At 36.4% G+C, this 16,400-nt stretch carries 13 protein-coding genes and 1 other annotated feature; all 13 genes read right to left on the reverse strand.

The window, feature by feature from the left end; all coding sequences use genetic code 11:
- Positions 1-164: 164 nt before the first annotated feature.
- Positions 165-2,102, reverse strand: coding sequence for a threonine--tRNA ligase (gene thrS, locus V7S50_RS07565; RefSeq protein WP_060632485.1), 1,938 nt, complete (start codon positions 2,100-2,102; stop codon positions 165-167).
- A 47-nt stretch (positions 2,103-2,149) separates the two neighbouring features.
- Positions 2,150-2,378 (reverse strand) — a binding site (T-box leader).
- A gap of 31 nt (positions 2,379-2,409) precedes the next feature.
- On the reverse strand, positions 2,410-3,291 hold the full coding sequence (gene ytxC / locus V7S50_RS07570) for a putative sporulation protein YtxC (protein WP_063224735.1): 882 nt from the start codon (positions 3,289-3,291) through the stop codon (positions 2,410-2,412).
- Between the two features lie 276 nt (positions 3,292-3,567).
- Entirely contained in the window at positions 3,568-4,506 is a 939-nt protein-coding gene (gene dnaI, locus V7S50_RS07575; RefSeq protein ID WP_098760125.1) for a primosomal protein DnaI, read from the reverse strand.
- 33 nt (positions 4,507-4,539) lie between these two features.
- On the reverse strand, positions 4,540-5,952 hold the full coding sequence (locus V7S50_RS07580) for a replication initiation and membrane attachment family protein (RefSeq protein WP_242252528.1): 1,413 nt from the start codon (positions 5,950-5,952) through the stop codon (positions 4,540-4,542).
- A 152-nt stretch (positions 5,953-6,104) separates the two neighbouring features.
- A complete protein-coding gene (gene nrdR, locus V7S50_RS07585; RefSeq protein WP_001203687.1) occupies positions 6,105-6,566 on the reverse strand; it encodes a transcriptional regulator NrdR in 462 nt (153 codons plus the stop codon).
- A 285-nt stretch (positions 6,567-6,851) separates the two neighbouring features.
- The gene (speD, locus tag V7S50_RS07590) at positions 6,852-7,235 is read right to left on the reverse strand and encodes an adenosylmethionine decarboxylase (protein ID WP_002003660.1); all 384 of its coding nucleotides are present in this window, start codon (positions 7,233-7,235) and stop codon (positions 6,852-6,854) included.
- Positions 7,236-7,623: 388 nt separating this feature from the next.
- Entirely contained in the window at positions 7,624-8,652 is a 1,029-nt protein-coding gene (locus tag V7S50_RS07595; protein ID WP_000198973.1) for a glyceraldehyde-3-phosphate dehydrogenase, read from the reverse strand.
- Positions 8,653-8,761: 109 nt separating this feature from the next.
- A complete protein-coding gene (coaE, locus tag V7S50_RS07600) occupies positions 8,762-9,364 on the reverse strand; it encodes a dephospho-CoA kinase (protein WP_242252527.1) in 603 nt (200 codons plus the stop codon).
- Between the two features lie 53 nt (positions 9,365-9,417).
- Positions 9,418-10,050 carry a sporulation membrane protein YtaF gene (ytaF, locus tag V7S50_RS07605; RefSeq protein ID WP_242252525.1) on the reverse strand — a complete coding sequence of 211 codons (633 nt, stop codon included), beginning with the start codon at positions 10,048-10,050 and terminating at the stop codon, positions 9,418-9,420.
- A 72-nt stretch (positions 10,051-10,122) separates the two neighbouring features.
- Positions 10,123-10,953, reverse strand: a complete 831-nt coding sequence (mutM, locus tag V7S50_RS07610; RefSeq protein WP_063224731.1) for a DNA-formamidopyrimidine glycosylase — start codon at positions 10,951-10,953, stop codon at positions 10,123-10,125.
- 12 nt (positions 10,954-10,965) lie between these two features.
- Positions 10,966-13,599 carry a DNA polymerase I gene (gene polA, locus V7S50_RS07615; protein WP_242252523.1) on the reverse strand — a complete coding sequence of 878 codons (2,634 nt, stop codon included), beginning with the start codon at positions 13,597-13,599 and terminating at the stop codon, positions 10,966-10,968.
- A 283-nt stretch (positions 13,600-13,882) separates the two neighbouring features.
- Positions 13,883-15,646, reverse strand: a complete 1,764-nt coding sequence (gene phoR / locus V7S50_RS07620) for a sensory box histidine kinase PhoR (RefSeq protein ID WP_242252522.1) — start codon at positions 15,644-15,646, stop codon at positions 13,883-13,885.
- Positions 15,639-16,358 carry a two-component system response regulator PhoP gene (gene phoP / locus V7S50_RS07625; RefSeq protein ID WP_060632494.1) on the reverse strand — a complete coding sequence of 240 codons (720 nt, stop codon included), beginning with the start codon at positions 16,356-16,358 and terminating at the stop codon, positions 15,639-15,641. The genes phoR and phoP overlap by 8 nt, the downstream gene beginning before the upstream one ends.
- Positions 16,359-16,400 lie beyond the last annotated feature (42 nt).

Raw genomic sequence — 16,400 nt, forward strand, 5'->3', positions numbered from 1 at the left:
CGTCTGTCAAGAAGACGCGATGTGTTTTACTAACAACAAGAAATATTGTAACAAACAACTAACATACTTGCAATACTTTTTTATGATAAGTGTTACATAGTTATTTTTTCCAATTCATCTAGCTTATATTACATAGAAAAGCCGCGGTATACCGCGGCTCTTTCTTATCGTTTACCTTCTACTTTAATCATATCAACAAAAGCATCTAATGCGATTGTTTCTGATTTTTGTTCACCATATTTACGTACGTTTACGCCGTTTTCAGTTACTTCATTGTCACCTACTACAAGCATGTACGGAATTTTTTGCATTTGTGCTTCACGGATTTTGTAACCAATTTTCTCTTCACGAGTATCTAATTCAACACGGATACCAGCACGGCGTAATTCATCTTGTACTTTCTTCGCATAGTCTAAATGTACTTGCGGAGAAACTGGAATTACTTGTGCTTGAACTGGAGCTAACCAAGTTGGGAATGCACCTTTGTATTCTTCAATTAAGAAGGCTACGAAACGTTCCATAGTTGATACAACACCACGGTGAATTACAACTGGACGGTGTTGTTTACCGTCTTCACCAACGTAAGATAGTTCAAAGCGTTCTGGAAGTAAGAAGTCTAATTGTACAGTTGAAAGTGTTTCGTCTTTTCCAAGAGCAGTACGAACTTGAACATCAAGTTTTGGACCGTAGAATGCCGCTTCACCTTCAGCTTCGTAGTAATCAAGACCCATTTCATCCATAGCTTCTTTTAACATACCTTGTGCTTTTTCCCACATCTCATCATCAGCATAGTACTTTTTAGTATCTGCTGGGTCGCGATAAGATAGACGGAATGAGTAGTTCTCTAAACCGAAATCTTTGTACACTTCTAGCGTTAAGTTTACAACACGTTTTAACTCTTCTTTAATTTGATCTGGGCGTACGAAAATGTGCGCATCGTTTAAAGTCATTCCGCGTACACGTTGTAATCCAGATAACGCACCTGACATTTCATAGCGGTGCATTGTTCCAAGTTCCGCAATACGGATTGGTAATTCACGGTAGCTGTGAATATCGTTTTTATAAACCATCATGTGGTGAGGGCAGTTCATTGGACGAAGAACTAACTCTTCATTATCCATTTCCATTGATGGGAACATACCATCACGGTAGTGATTCCAGTGACCAGAAGTTTCATAAAGCTCTCTGCTTCCTAATACTGGAGTGTATACGTGATCATAGCCTAAGCTCGCTTCTTTATCAACGATGTAACGCTCGATAATGCGGCGGATTGTTGCACCCTTTGGTAACCAAAGTGGTAAACCTTGTCCTACTTTTTGGCTATTAGTAAATAGTTTTAATTCTTTACCTAATTTACGGTGATCGCGCTCTTTTGCTTCTTCAAGCATACGTAAGTGCTCATCTAATTCTGCTTTCTTAACGAATGCAGTACCGTAAATACGTTGTAGCATTTTATTATTGCTATCACCGCGCCAGTAAGCACCCGCAACGCTTAATAATTTAAATACTTTAATTTTCCCTGTAGATGGAAGGTGAACACCACGGCAAAGGTCGAAGAATTCGCCTTGCTCATAGATTGAAATAATCGCATCTTCTGGAAGATCGTTAATTAAATCTAATTTTAACTCATCGCCGATTTCTTCAAAGCGACGAAGTGCTTCTGCACGTGGTACTTCATGGCGAACGATTTCTAAGTTCTCGTTCACAATTTTTTGCATTTCTTTTTCGATTTTCTTGAAGTCTTCAACTGTAATTGCTTCTTCCATATCAATATCGTAGTAGAAGCCGTTTTCGATTACTGGGCCAATGCCAAGCTCAAGCTTAACATCTTTATATAAACGTTTTAACGCTTGTGCTAAAAGGTGGGCTGTTGAATGGCGTAAAATGTATAAGCCATCTTCAGAATCTAATGTAATAATAGAAACTGCACCATCTTCTTCGATTGGTGTAACAAGATCGATCATCTCATCGTTTAATTTTCCAGCCACAGCTTTTTTCTTTAAGCCTGGGCTAATAGAAGCTGCGATTTCTTCAGTTGTTACGCCTTTTGGAAACTCCTTCACAGCTCCATCAGGGAAAGTAATTTTAACTACATCTGCCATCACTGGTCACTCCTCTTTTTCTCAAAATAAAAAACACTCATCCCGTAAAAAGGGACGAGTGTTGAATTCGTGGTTCCACCCTTGTTCCAATTAACCTTATTGTTAATTGCTCAAGTTCAACATAACGGTGTTGTCCGTTAGCAATTACTAGAAAAACCGTTCACTGCTAAAGTTTAGAGGTGGTAAGTAATAATCCCGTACTAGGAAGCTCACACCCTAAGGCTTCCCTCTCTGAAAATCGTAGAAAACTACTCATGTCCTCATCATAACATTTCAATATATTTCATTTATGTAGGTAATTATATGCTCAAAAACTTAGAAAATCAAGGGCGTTACCTTTATTTTTTAAATTTTTCACATTGCGCTCAAACTCATGTAAGCCATGTAATTGGACCCGTTCTTGAAATACATTTCGCAAAGTAATAATCATATTATGATCTTGTTCTTTCGTATATAAATAAATTTTTTTTGGCGAAATAGAAAGAAGTGGTGCAATTACTTTCGTATCAATATATACATCCTTTTGCTTCAATAATTCCTCATCTATATATTGGACCAATTTCTCCTGTTTTAAACGTCTACCTTTATCATCATAGAAAATAAAACTTTCATCAAAAATAAGATGCACACAGGACAAACGTGATTTCCGGCTACGTACTTGTTGCCGGAGCGTCTCAATAAACATTTGATATTCTTGCTCCAACTTATACTCATCAATCGCCACTTCAGCAAGCTTAGCTACCATTTCCCTATATGTACGAAGACGAAAACGAACATATGATGAAAACGAGAATGAGAGCGGATCACAAAGCCAATTATTTAAAGAAGACTTAATATATGATTCAAATGTGTGACGTGTTAATTCACGAGCAATCCCTTTTCTTCTTCCCTTTAAAATCTCTTGTGCCATATGCAATATTTGATGACACTCTTCTTGTTCTTCATAAAAAAACTTTTCTTTTAAAATTGTATAAATCCACTCATTTTGCTTTACATTCACAATGAAATACACCATTACTGGCAATAAAATCTTTTCAATATAATTCGATTCACCTACCGGTATGTGAATTACAATCTTTTGTTCCTGTAAATACACACTCGTTTCCTTATATAACAGTTCCGCTCTTTTCAGTAGTTGTCTGTATACATGCATAGCATCATTTTTTTCTTCGAAGCAAATTTCAATCACTCTTGTCCCCCCTTTTATCCCCGCTCTAAAGGATTGTATCTATACGTTACAAATCCTATAAGAGTCCGACCTGTGGAAGTTCACTCTTAGTAGAATTACATTTCCTATCGTTAGAAAATCCACTCGATATGGCTTGCTAATTTTATATATATTAAGGGAGGGAGAAAAAAATGATACAAGCTACAATGAATTTTCCATAAGAACTTTTCGTTTTACAATTCATCTAGTCTAAAAAGTGTTCAAAACGAAAAAAGAGCAAGCTTTTCAGCTTACTCTTTACTTATGACGTCGGTTTTTCCCGCCAATTGTAATTGGCTTCGCTAAATATTTAATTCGTTCCATAATACGCGCTGCTTTCATTTGTTCTGCTTCACCACGCTGTGTATACGTTAAATGATGTTCCAATTCCTTGAAATCAAAGTTAGACGTAAAGAACGTCGGTAAGTTTTCTAACATACGGAATTGCAAAATTGCACCAAGCACATCATCACGCACAAAGCTTGACATCGCTTCCGCTCCAATATCATCTAACATTAAAACTTGTACGCGTTTCACTGCATCAATCTTTTCCCCAATCGAATTATCTTGAATCGAACTTTTAATTTCACGTAGAAATTCAGGGAAATATACGAGCATCGAACTAATTTTCTTTCGAGCAAGCTCATTCGCAATTGCTCCTAATAAATACGTTTTCCCTACACCAAATTTACCGTACAAATATAAACCTTGTACTTTTTTACCAGGTTCATATGTACTTAAAAATTCATTGGCTGCACCGATTGCATCAATACGCGCATCTAAATCAGACGGATCTAAGTTTTCCATCGTTGCCTGTAAAATGTCAGTTGGCATATATACACTTTGAACGAGTTTTTCATATTTCTTTCTCTCGTCATATGCTACTTTTCTAACGCAACGATCGTATTGAATATCAATCATCTTCCCTTGAATAACAAGCTTTGGCTCATATCCTTGCAGCATGTTTTTACACGAACCTAGATCTGGACAATCTGCGCAACCTACACTTTGTCCAATATATTCGTATAATTTTACAAGACTGCGCTCAATCATAGAAGTTGTTACTTCACCTTTATGTTCGTCTATAAATTCTTTCACACGCGGATGTGCCATTACTTCCGCCTTTAATACTTCATATCTATTTTTAAAATTTTCATTTTCCATTAACTTTGCAAATGAATTTTGAATATGCTCCATTTTCTCACCTCAAAGAGCGTTCATTCTCTTCTATTAATCACGCTTATATTTTTTCAACACTTCTTCTAGTCGTTTTCGTTCATCATCTAACGTATTTGCATCTTTTTTCTTACTTACATCTTTCTTCACTGTTTCTGTTTCTTTCTCTTGTTCTTCCGGCTCTTCTTTCAGCCAATCTGGTACCATTTCTTTTCGGACCGTTTTCTTCGACGTACGGCCTTTCTTCTTCGTCTCAGCCCATTCTTGATATTGACGGTTTTCTTCTTTCGCTAACGCCATTGCTTCAGCTACTGTACCAACCTTTTTGCGTGCCCAATGCCCTGCAATCTTCTCCACATACGTTTTCGCAAGTTTCATATCTGAGCGTAGCATAACGTAATAAATAAGTACATTCACAACACCTGGCGTTAACTTTTGATTAATCATTACATCTTCAACGATTTGCAAGTCAGCCTTCGTCGCCTCTGCACCACCAGAAATCTCTTTCAATAGTTGTTTTGGTGAGATTTCCTCTAACTGTTTTATTAACATCTCTTCTTGCGTAGAAGGCTCTTTCTCTTTCATCATACGTGCAGCGTGAGGCTGTACTCTTTCACTTAATACAGGTAATGCTTGACCGTTTTCGAACTGATACCAATCACGTGCTCCTTTTCTAAGCCTTTCAATATCAATTGTCTGCATCTCTGTCACCGCACCAAGAACGATATTTTGCATCGATAACACATCTACACCGTATACGTAAGCAAGCGTAATGACGCATTCCCGCACTTGATCTGTAATCGCCTTTTTAGGAACAAGAGCGGACAAGCCATCTACAAATAAGGAGAAATCAAAGAAGTCATTCCAAACTTTCGGAGCGTCCCCCTTCTCGTTACTTGGCATAGCTGTCGTTTTTGGAATACGAAGATCTTCTTGCGCATGCTCAAGCTGACCTGGATTAAACGAACCAAACACATCATTGAAAGAACGTGTAACATTTTCATAAGATACAAAATCAAATTCTTCTTCTAAGAAATATTGCTTTACTTGATTATATTTTGTCCGACTCAATCGATTGTATAAAAAGATACTTAAAACAATATCATCAAAAAACTGTTTCGGCGATAAAGGTGGTTGCAGCTCGTATATAAACATTCGAATATCTTTTTCTTTCTTAATATATACTTTCAAAAGCCCAATTGCCTCTAACTTTACCCGTTCCTCATATATTTCGGGAAGCTGCATTTGCATGATCACCATAAGGGAATGATGCGTATTCTCTTTTCCAAACACACGATCTTGCTCTAACTCTCCCCATAGCGTCATGTACAAGCTAAACGCTCTACTACCTATTAACGGCTGATACAACATCGTTAACACTTTTCGGTCGTAATTATGCAGTAACCCTTTCGCACTTACTTTATAACGATCAATTGGCAATAGCTCCATCCATGACTGTTTTTCCATTCTTGCTTTTCCTTTCTCTCATCCAATCTATCCTCTACTTCATTCGTTCTATCTTCATTATATAATTTCTTAGCGAAAAAGAGCTATTAGCTTTCGCTTCTAGCTCTCTTATCTCATTACTTACGGTATGTAAAGAGAATACAATACAGATTCTACTCTCTTTCTTTTTGCAGTATATCTTTTAATTCTTCAATAAATACATTTAAATCTTTAAATTGGCGATATACAGATGCAAAACGTACGTAAGCAACATCATCAATATCACGCAGTTCTTCCATAACAATTTCGCCAATCATATCACTTTTCACTTCTGATATACCTAAATTACGAAGTTCACGTTCCACACTTTGAGTTACTTCTTCTAATTGCCTTAAAGATACTGGTCTTTTTTCGCACGCTTTAATTAAGCCACGTAAAATCTTTTCTTTATTAAACTCTTCTCGTGTGCCTTCTTTTTTTACAACGATAAGAGGTGACTCTTCTACTCTTTCGAATGTCGTAAAGCGGCTTAAACAACTTTCACACTCTCTCCTTCTTCGAATAGAGCGCCCCTCGTCTACCGGACGCGAATCTAACACTCTTGTACCATTATGAGAACAGGATGGACAACGCAATATATTCACTCCTTTACACTATACTCTTTATTTTTTCTCAACTTACTTCATCTGACAATATATATACAATATTATATAACTCATTCTAACTCTCTTACCACTTTAAGTTTAAGCGCATTATTTTATCATCCCGTTTTCAAAAATAAGATGGTAGATAGGGTGCTAACTTATTCGTAAGAGCTCAGTTTATCTAACTAACAAGTACGTTATATTTTTCCTTTTTTATAAACTAAAAAAGAGGTGCATTATACACCTCTTTACATTTTAAATCAATTATGTTCTTTTTTAAAGAGCTTTTGTTTCTCTCTGCTTAATTTCGAAGCTACCAGTGCCTCGAGGAAGCTCGATGCTCTCACGCGTTTTCGCGTTTAAACCTTCTGCAATATATTCTGCAGCAACATTTGGATCAATACGATCCCCACAAGTATAAACATCAATACTTGCGTAACCGTGCTCCGGAAAGCTATGAATTGTTAAATGTGATTCCGAGATAATTACTACTCCACTTACACCTTGTGGTGCAAATTTATGGAAAGCAACCTCACGCACTTCAGCACCAGCTCTTAGTGCTGCATCCACAAATAATTGTTCAATATACGGCATGTCATTAAGCTTGTCGAAATCGCAATCCCAAAGTTCAGCGATTACGTGACGACCCATCGTATCCATAGTATCCATTCTACAGTTCCCCCTTGTAAATTTATTCTAACTGTTCGAATTGAAAACTAATTTGCAATTTGGCTTGCTCCACTACCACGGGGGAAAGTTAGTCCAGAGAGGTCCTAACCCTTTAAGTAGTGACTACGTACCTCAGCTCTTAAGTTTACGAGTGTTAGTATACTTTGTTTATTTTCATTTTGCAACAACAGTTTTTTCGATTTTCTGTCATATTTTCCTCTTTACTTTTCCCTAAAAAAAAGAAATGATTCACAAATACAGTAATAACAACGCTTCGTGGTATGTCCACTTTCCAAAATATACTCATATAATTTTTTTCCTTTTCAGAAAAAATTAAAAAAAGAGAGGGCAATATTCACTTGCCCTCTCCCTTATTCACTTAAATATGTTGCACATTTTTTTGTTTCGCTAATTCGTCAACAACTAACGTTACAAGATCTACAACACGACGAGAGTAGCCCCACTCGTTATCATACCAAGCAAGTACTTTTACTTTACGATCACCCATTACCATTGTAGATAAACCATCAATAATAGCTGAGTGTGTATTTGTATTAAAGTCAATAGATACTAAAGGCTCTTCACTGAATTCTACAATGCCTTTTAACGCACCGTTTGCAACAGTTTTGAATGCATCGTTAATAGCTTCAACTGTCACATCACGTTTTACATCTACTACTAAGTCAACAAGAGACACGTTTGGTGTTGGTACACGAAGTGCCATACCATGCAGTTTTCCGTTTAAATGTGGAAGAACCTTTGCTAGCGCTTTCGCAGCACCTGTCGTTGTCGGAATGATTGATTGTCCGCAAGCACGTGCTCTTCTTAAATCTTTATGTGGGTTATCAATATTTTTTTGATCATTTGTATAAGCGTGAACAGTCGTCATTAAACCGTTTTCAATTCCAAACTGCTCATCTAACACCTTCACAACAGGTGCTAAACAGTTTGTTGTACAAGATGCATTTGAAATAACGGTATGTTTTGTAATATCTAATTGGTCTTCGTTCACACCAACTACAATTGTTACATCTTCATTTTTACCAGGCGCTGTTAAAATAACTTTTTTCGCTCCAGCTTCAACATGAAGAATTGCTTTTTCTTTTGAATTAAATTTACCAGTTGCTTCAATTACAACTTCAACACCTAAATCTGTCCAAGGCAATTCCTTTGGATCGCGGTTGTTTAAAAGGCGAATCATTTTCCCATCAACTAATAAGTGATCTTCAAATGCTTCTACTGTTCCGTCAAACTTACCGTGAACTGTATCATATTTAATTAAATGTGCTAACGTTTCAGATGGATAGCTTGCATTGATTGCTACAATTTCGAATGCGCTTTCTTTTATTGCCTGACGAAATACCATTCTCCCAATACGTCCAAATCCATTAATTGCCACACGAGTCATAATATGTTATCCCCCTTGAATGCGTTATACTATTTATCTCCAATCCCAATAATAGTATAACACAAAAAGGGGATATGTCACTAAGCATTTTCATTAATTTCACAATTTTTTAGTCAATAATGTTCCAATTCTTTAAAATAACCTGCAATTGTGTTTTCGTTCCCATAATTGTGCCATCATTATTTATCACTTCATCTGCATTCTTCACCTTTTCTTCTAATGGCATTTGAGATTGAATGCGAGCTGTTGCTTCTTCTTCTGAAAAATTATTTCGCTTCATTAAACGTTCTAATTGCGTTTGTGGCTTAACTGCTACAACTAAAACGCGGTCAACGAGACTTGTTAATTTGCTTTCAAATAAGAGAGGAATATCTAACACAACCGCTTGCATACCTTCTTTTATGTACATTTCTTTTTGCCTATTCATTTCCTCACGCACTGCAGGATGAACAATTTTATTTAACTGCAATCGTTTTTCTTCATTATAGAAAACGACACTTCCTAGTTTTGGACGATCTAATTCTCCATCTTCTTGTAACACTTCCGTTCCAAATGCCTCTACAATTTTGTTATATGCAGGTTTTCCTTGTTCTACAACTTCTCGCGCAATAATATCTGCATCAATAACTGGTATACTCAGTTCACGAAACATTTGAGACACTGTACTTTTTCCACTTGCAATGCCTCCCGTTAATCCAATTACTACTGTCATCATAATCCTCCTCACAATATAAAAGGCGCGAAACTAATGTTCCACGCCCATACTTACATTTTCCAAATTCCAATAATAATGAGTAATACCCCAGGCAGGAATGTAAATTTTTGTAACCATTTCATATTTGATAAAACTGTTCCAAGTTTCATTCCAATAAATAAAAACAAAGAACTCATCACTGCAACTAATATCGCCATCATAGCCGGTGCATACCCTAATAAAGATGCACCAATTCCAGCACCGAACGAATCTACAGATAGAGCAATACCAAGAAGCAATGCTTCTCCTGCAGAAATGGTGCCTGATTTATCGAAATCTGCTACAGTCGGTTTCCGTAAAATTTGAATCACTAACCCAAGCGAGGCAATCTCTAATTTCCAGACCTTCTCCTCTTGCTTCAGCTCTTCTTTTTTCTCACTTCGAAAAAATTGATATAATACCCAAATTCCTATTCCAATAAGAACAAGCCCACCGATACGCGTTGCGATAACAGGTGAAAATATTTTCGCGATCATATGTCCAATCCCCATTGAAACAAGCATAACAGCCGCTGAACACATTCCGATAATTATAATTGACCTTAGTGGAATTCTTACACTTCTTAAACCATATGTTAGCCCTACACTACAGCTATCTAAGCTTAATGTAAAAGCTAATAAAATAAGAGATAAATAAAGGTACATCGGTAAGCTCCTCCCTTATACATAGCTCTGCTGTATGTATATGACAAATGCCTATCCGATGTTATCTCTTTTCTATATTCTCGGCTGACAAATTGGGCAGTAATGCGTTCCTCTTCCGCCAACAACTGTTTTTTCTAATATCGTACCGCAAGTCACACACGGTTCTCCTTTTTTTCCATATACATTTAGAAGTTCTTGGAATGAGCCAATTTGCCCTTGTGAGTTGATATATGTTCGAATTGTACTTCCGCCTCGCTTTACCGCTTCGCCTAGCGTTGTAACAGTCGCCTCGTAAATTCGTTCGATTTCTTCTGCTGTTAAAGACGACGCTTCTCGTTCTGGGTGAATTTGAGAACGGAATAGAACTTCATCTACATATATATTTCCAAGCCCCACTAAAAGACGCTGGTCTAATAATACAACTTTTATTTTGCGATTTGTCTTTTGCAATCTTTCTTGTAAATATTGCGGTGTCAATTCAGCATCAAATGGCTCCGGACCTAAGTCAGCGAGAGGCATTTGATTCAACTCTTCACCTTTCTTAAAGAGATGCATCGTACCAAACTTTCTCACATCTTTATAATGTAATTCAGTTCCATCTGTAAATAAGAAACGGACGTGCGTATGCTTATCAATTGGCTCATCCTCTTGATGCAGTAAAAACTTACCTTCCATACGCAAATGTGAAACAATAACATAATTCGTTACATATAAAAGCAAAAACTTTCCTCTTCGCTTTATATTTTCAATCTTCTCGCCTCTTAGCATTTCTTTAAAGATTTCTGCATCATCCGGTCGTTTTACTATTTTCGGATAGGTAACAATAACATCTTCAATCGTTTTTCCTGTTACAAGATTTTCAAGTGTCCGTCTGACGTTTTCAACCTCTGGTAATTCAGGCATTTCATCACTTCCTTATTTTGCGTCGTACCAAGTTGGACCGTACGAATAATCAACTTTCAGCGGAACTGCAAGTTCAATTGCATGCTCCATCACTTCTGGTACAAGCTTCTCTAATTTTTCAATTTCTTCTTTTGGTGCTTCAAATATCAATTCATCGTGTACTTGCAGAAGAAGACGCGCTTGTAATCCTTCTTCTTCTAAACGATCTGCCATAATAATCATCGCTTTTTTAATAATATCTGCTGCAGTACCTTGAATTGGTGTATTCATAGCTGTACGCTCAGCAAAGCTACGTAAATTGAAATTACGACTCGTAATTTCCGGAATGTAACGGCGGCGATTTAATAATGTAGCCACATATCCTTTTTGCTTCGCATCTTTTACGATGTCATTCATGTATTCTTGTACACCAGGGAAACTTTCTAAATACTTCTCAATAAATTCCGCTGCTGCTTTTCTTGTAATTCCTAAGTTTTGTGAAAGACCATAATCACTAATACCATATACAATTCCGAAGTTAACAGCTTTCGCTTGTCGTCTCATATTTGAAGTTACTTCATCTTTTTCAACGCCAAATACATCCATAGCTGTTTTCGTATGAATATCCATGTCATTTTGGAAAGCTTCAACTAGCCCTTTATCGTTTGCAATATGAGCTAATACACGAAGTTCGATTTGTGAATAATCTGCCGCATACATAATCCATCCTTCTTCTGATGGAACGAATGCCTGACGAATCTTTCTTCCTTCTTCTAATCGAATCGGGATATTTTGCAAGTTTGGATCCGTTGAACTTAATCGACCTGTTTGCGTTAATACTTGATTGAAACGAGTATGGATTTTAGATGAATCTTCATGTACAACTTTTAATAAACCTTCAATATAAGTTGAGTTTAGTTTCCCTAATTGACGATAATGTAAAATGTTTGGAATAATTTCATGGTGATCCATAAGCTTGTCTAGTACATCAGCTGACGTAGAATAACCTGTTTTCGTCTTTTTAATAACTGGTAAGTTTAAGTTCTCAAACAGAATAACACCAAGCTGCTTCGGTGAATTAATATTAAATTCTGTTCCCGCAAGCTTATAAATTTCCTGTTCCATTTCCTTTAATCTACCTGCAAGTTCTTCTCCCATACTACGAAGACGTTCCGTATCAACTTTTACACCTTTTACTTCCATATCAGCTAATACACGCGCAAGTGGTAATTCTAACTCTGTAAACAGGTCATATTGCTCATTCTTTTCTAACTCTTCAATGAATGTTTGCTTTACATCATATAATACATGCACTTTACGAGCTACATGCTCCGCTACTACCTCTAGCTCTGGAACAGCACGCTTCGCGCCTTTTCCGTAAACTTCTTCATCCGATTTCACAGCATGCGTTTCTTTCATTTTCGCTACAGTACGGAAATCTTTATCTGTGTCAGCCGGGTCAAGTAAATAAGCAGCGATTAATAGATCAAAATCAATCCCTTGTATATCTATACCGTTCCATTTCAGTGCAACGATTGCACGCTTCGCATCAAATGTATGCTTTCTCATCTCTCCATCTGCAAGCCAGTCTTTAAATGCGTCTGACTTAAGAGCAATGTCTGTCTGAATAAAGTAGCAACCATTTTCATTTTGAATACCAAAACCTTGAATGTCTGCTTTATGATAGTTATCTTCTTGTACTTCAACAATAAGCGCACTATCTTGCTGAAGCATTTCTTCTGTAACTTCTTCCACAATATCAAATGTAATATCATCTAATTCAGCTGGAGCCGTTTCTTCTGGCGTAACACCTAATTTATTTAAAAGAGATGTAAATCCTAAATTCTCGAACATTGGAATGACATCGCTCGGTTCATACCCTTTATATTCCATATCATCTACATGCACAGTAATCGGTGCATCTATAATAATAGTAGCAAGATCTTTACTCATAAGAGCTTGATCCTTATTCGCTTCCAGTTTCTCTTTTAATTTCTTCCCGCTTACTTGATCTAGATTTTCATACACTTCTTCAACCGTTCCAAACTGTGTTAACAATTTAATCGCAGTTTTTTCACCAACTCCTGGTACACCTGGAATATTATCTGATTGGTCTCCCATTAAACCTTTCATATCGATAATTTGCTTTGGTGATAAGCTGTATTTCTCAAATAAAGCTTCTTTCGTATATTCATCTACTTCCGTAATCCCTTTTCGAGGAATACATACAAGCGTGTTATCAGAAACAAGTTGCAGTAAATCTTTATCTCCTGAAATAACTTTTACACTTGCTCCTTGTTCACTCGCTTCTTTTGCTAGCGTTCCCATAATGTCATCCGCTTCATAATTTTCTAATTCATAACGCGGTACGTTGAATGCATCAAGCATCTCACGAATAAACGGGAATTGTTCTGATAATTCAGGCGGAGTCTTTTGACGCCCTCCTTTATACTCACTATATGTTTTATGACGGAATGTCGTTTTACCCGCATCAAACGCTACTAACATATGCGTCGGTTTTTCTTCCTCTAATATTCTCATTAACATCATTGTAAAACCGTAAATTGCGTTCGTATGTATACCTTTGTCGTTATTTAAAAGCGGTAGTGCAAAGAAAGCACGATACGCGATATTATTACCATCTACTAATACGACTTTTTTTTCCAAATCAGAAACCTCCCCATACAAATTTGAAATGATTTTTTTCACAGAAAAAAACCGTTCCTTTCCTCTCTCTATATTAACATGACTAATAGAGAGAAGAAAAATAACGGCTATTTTCTATTATATATACAAACGTTTACTAACATAAAAGGGAAGTGACGAGAACAGCGTAACTATTCTCGTCCAAAATTACTCCTTGGATGAAGGGGTTTTCATGTATTATATTAACAGAGCTTTATTAATATTTAATTAAGCCATTGTTAATATATTGTAAACATCCTTCATCCTATTTTTCAGTTGCTGATTTTGGTAAAACAACTGTAAATGTTGTCCCTTCCCCAACTTCACTATCCACTGTAATTGTACCGTGATGTGCCTCTACTAAATGCTTTACAATTGATAATCCAAGGCCTGTACCACCAGTATTTCTACTTCTCGCTTTATCCACTCGGTAAAAGCGTTCAAAAATACGCGGAATTTCATCTTTACTAATACCAATTCCAGTATCCGATACTTTTATATAAGCATTATATTTATCTTCTGCTAATTCTACAGAAACAACGCCTCCAGCCGGCGTATATACGATTGCGTTATTCATTAAATTAATAAAGATTTGCTGCAAACGACTCGGATCTCCAATGACAGAGACACGTTTTATCGTATTTACTTGTAAGGAGATTTCTTTTTCTCCTGCTTTATTATCAAGCACCATATGAATGTCTTCAAGAAGTCCCTTCATATCAACGGTCCCCATACTTAATTTAAATCCTTGTTGCTCAATCTTTGATAAATCTAATAAATCTTCAATTAATCCTTGCATACGTTCACTTTCTTTTAAAATAATGTGCAAGAAATGTTCGCAGAATTTTTTATTATCCATAGCACCGTCTAAGAGTGTTTCTGAAAAACCTTTAATAGAAGTAATCGGCGTTTTTAGTTCATGAGAAACATTCGCTAAAAAGTCTTTTCTCATTTGTTCTAACTTTTTCAGCTCAGTAATGTCATGGAATACAAGGACAATCCCTTTCCATTCATGGTTCGTCCCGATAATCGGTGCCCCATATACCTCGAAATGCTTTCGCTCAATTCCAAGTGGCAATAACATTTGTTTACGCACTTTCACTTCTGTCATAAAGATTTCTTCTACAAGCTCTATAATTTCCGGGTGATGAAACGACTCATAATATAATCGATCTAAATATTCTTCATCTGTTACATGGAAGGTCTCCTTATACGAACGGTTTACAAGGTTTATATAACCGCGGCTATCAATTAAAATCATTCCACTTCCCATATTTTCAATTAACGTATGCAGACGATCTTGTTGCATTTCTTGCTCAAGTGTCATCTCTTGTAAATTACGGGCTAAAATATTAATCGCTTTACTTAACATTCCCGTTTCATCCGAATGACTTTCATAAGCGCGCGCTTTATAATTCCCTTTCGCTAATTCAATAGCAACTTTCGTAACAGATTCAATTGGCCTAATATATTGCCCTGTAATTTTCATACCTAAAAATACAACTACGAGACAAGCGATAACAAATCCGATAATTAATAATCCCCACGTTTTTTGATGAACAGCTTTCAAAGGCTCAATTGTACTTTTTACCAAAATGTACCCTTGTTTCCCTGCTATATCTTGAACGAATACCGCATGGTAAAATTCGTTATTCTGATCTGTTTCTTTCGTAATGACTTTATTTCTTTGCTTTGTTGTTTCAGAGGAAAGTTCTTTAATTATTCCTTGGCTAAACGCAGACTGTTCTCCCCCGCTATATTGAACTTTCTTTTTTTCATCTACAAATGCAATAGAAGCCTGTATTTTTTCTTCTAACTTTTCAAATACATATGGATTTTTTAAAACATCATCAAAACCTTGTTCTTCTGCTAATACCGCAACATACTCTGTCTCTTTTACCATTCTCTCTTTGGCATGATCTATATAGTAGTTTTCAAACACGGTTTCTAGCAATAAACCGAGTCCGACTAAAATAAACACAATAAGAGAAACAAATGTAAAAAGAAGCCTGGAACGAAATTTATTCATCCCCTTTTGGCTCCTCTAATTTATATCCTAAACCACGTATCGTTTTAATGTACGTCGGTTTTTTCGTATTTTGTTCAATTTTATCGCGCAAATGGCTAATATGAACGTCAACAATTCGTGTATCACCAGCAAAATCATAATTCCATACAGCACTTAATAATTGATCACGTGTCAACACGCGACTTTTATTTTTCGCAAGATAAACAAGTAATTCAAATTCTTTTGGTGTTAATTCAAGCTTTCTTCCTTGGAAATATGCCTCATAAAACTCTGGTAAAATTTTAAGTTCAGCAATCATGATGCTCTCTTCATCTGACGTTTCTGCAACTTGCTCTTCTTGTTGTAATTTCGTACGACGCAAAATCGCCTTCACACGAGCGACAACTTCCCTTGGGCTAAATGGCTTCGTCATATAATCATCTGCCCCAAGTTCAAGACCTAGCACCTTATCAAACTCATCATCTTTTGCTGTTAACATTAAAATCGGCGTCATAATACGCTGCAATCGTAATTCTTTACACACTTCCATACCATCCATTTTCGGAAGCATTAAATCTAATATAATTAAATCTGGACGTTCTGTTGTCGCTTTTTGAAGCGCCATCTCACCATCCATCGCTGTTATTACTTCAAAACCAGCTTGTTGTAAATTAAATTCGATTAAAGTTAAGATAAACTCCTCATCATCAACTACTAAAATACGATTGTTCATTCTTTTCCTCCAAGTTATAGACTTGAAACCTTCTTCATCCTA

This window comes from Bacillus sp. CCNWLW194 (genome assembly GCF_037120585.1).
Taxonomy (GTDB): Bacteria; Bacillota; Bacilli; order Bacillales; family Bacillaceae_G; genus Bacillus_A; species Bacillus_A basilensis.

Excerpts from the sequence above, each read along its gene's own strand:
- thrS (WP_060632485.1), bottom strand. The coding sequence starts at position 2,102 with ATGGCAGATGTAGTTAAAATTACTTTCCCTGATGGAGCTGTGAAGGAG.
- dnaI (WP_098760125.1), bottom strand. The coding sequence starts at position 4,506 with ATGGAGCATATTCAAAATTCATTTGCAAAGTTAATGGAAAATGAAAAT.
- V7S50_RS07580 (WP_242252528.1), bottom strand. The coding sequence starts at position 5,952 with ATGGAAAAACAGTCATGGATGGAGCTATTGCCAATTGATCGTTATAAA.
- speD (WP_002003660.1), bottom strand. The coding sequence starts at position 7,235 with ATGGATACGATGGGTCGTCACGTAATCGCTGAACTTTGGGATTGCGAT.
- V7S50_RS07595 (WP_000198973.1), bottom strand. The coding sequence starts at position 8,652 with ATGACTCGTGTGGCAATTAATGGATTTGGACGTATTGGGAGAATGGTA.
- coaE (WP_242252527.1), bottom strand. The coding sequence starts at position 9,364 with ATGACAGTAGTAATTGGATTAACGGGAGGCATTGCAAGTGGAAAAAGT.
- ytaF (WP_242252525.1), bottom strand. The coding sequence starts at position 10,050 with ATGTACCTTTATTTATCTCTTATTTTATTAGCTTTTACATTAAGCTTA.
- mutM (WP_063224731.1), bottom strand. The coding sequence starts at position 10,953 with ATGCCTGAATTACCAGAGGTTGAAAACGTCAGACGGACACTTGAAAAT.
- phoR (WP_242252522.1), bottom strand. The coding sequence starts at position 15,646 with ATGAATAAATTTCGTTCCAGGCTTCTTTTTACATTTGTTTCTCTTATT.
- phoP (WP_060632494.1), bottom strand. The coding sequence starts at position 16,358 with ATGAACAATCGTATTTTAGTAGTTGATGATGAGGAGTTTATCTTAACT.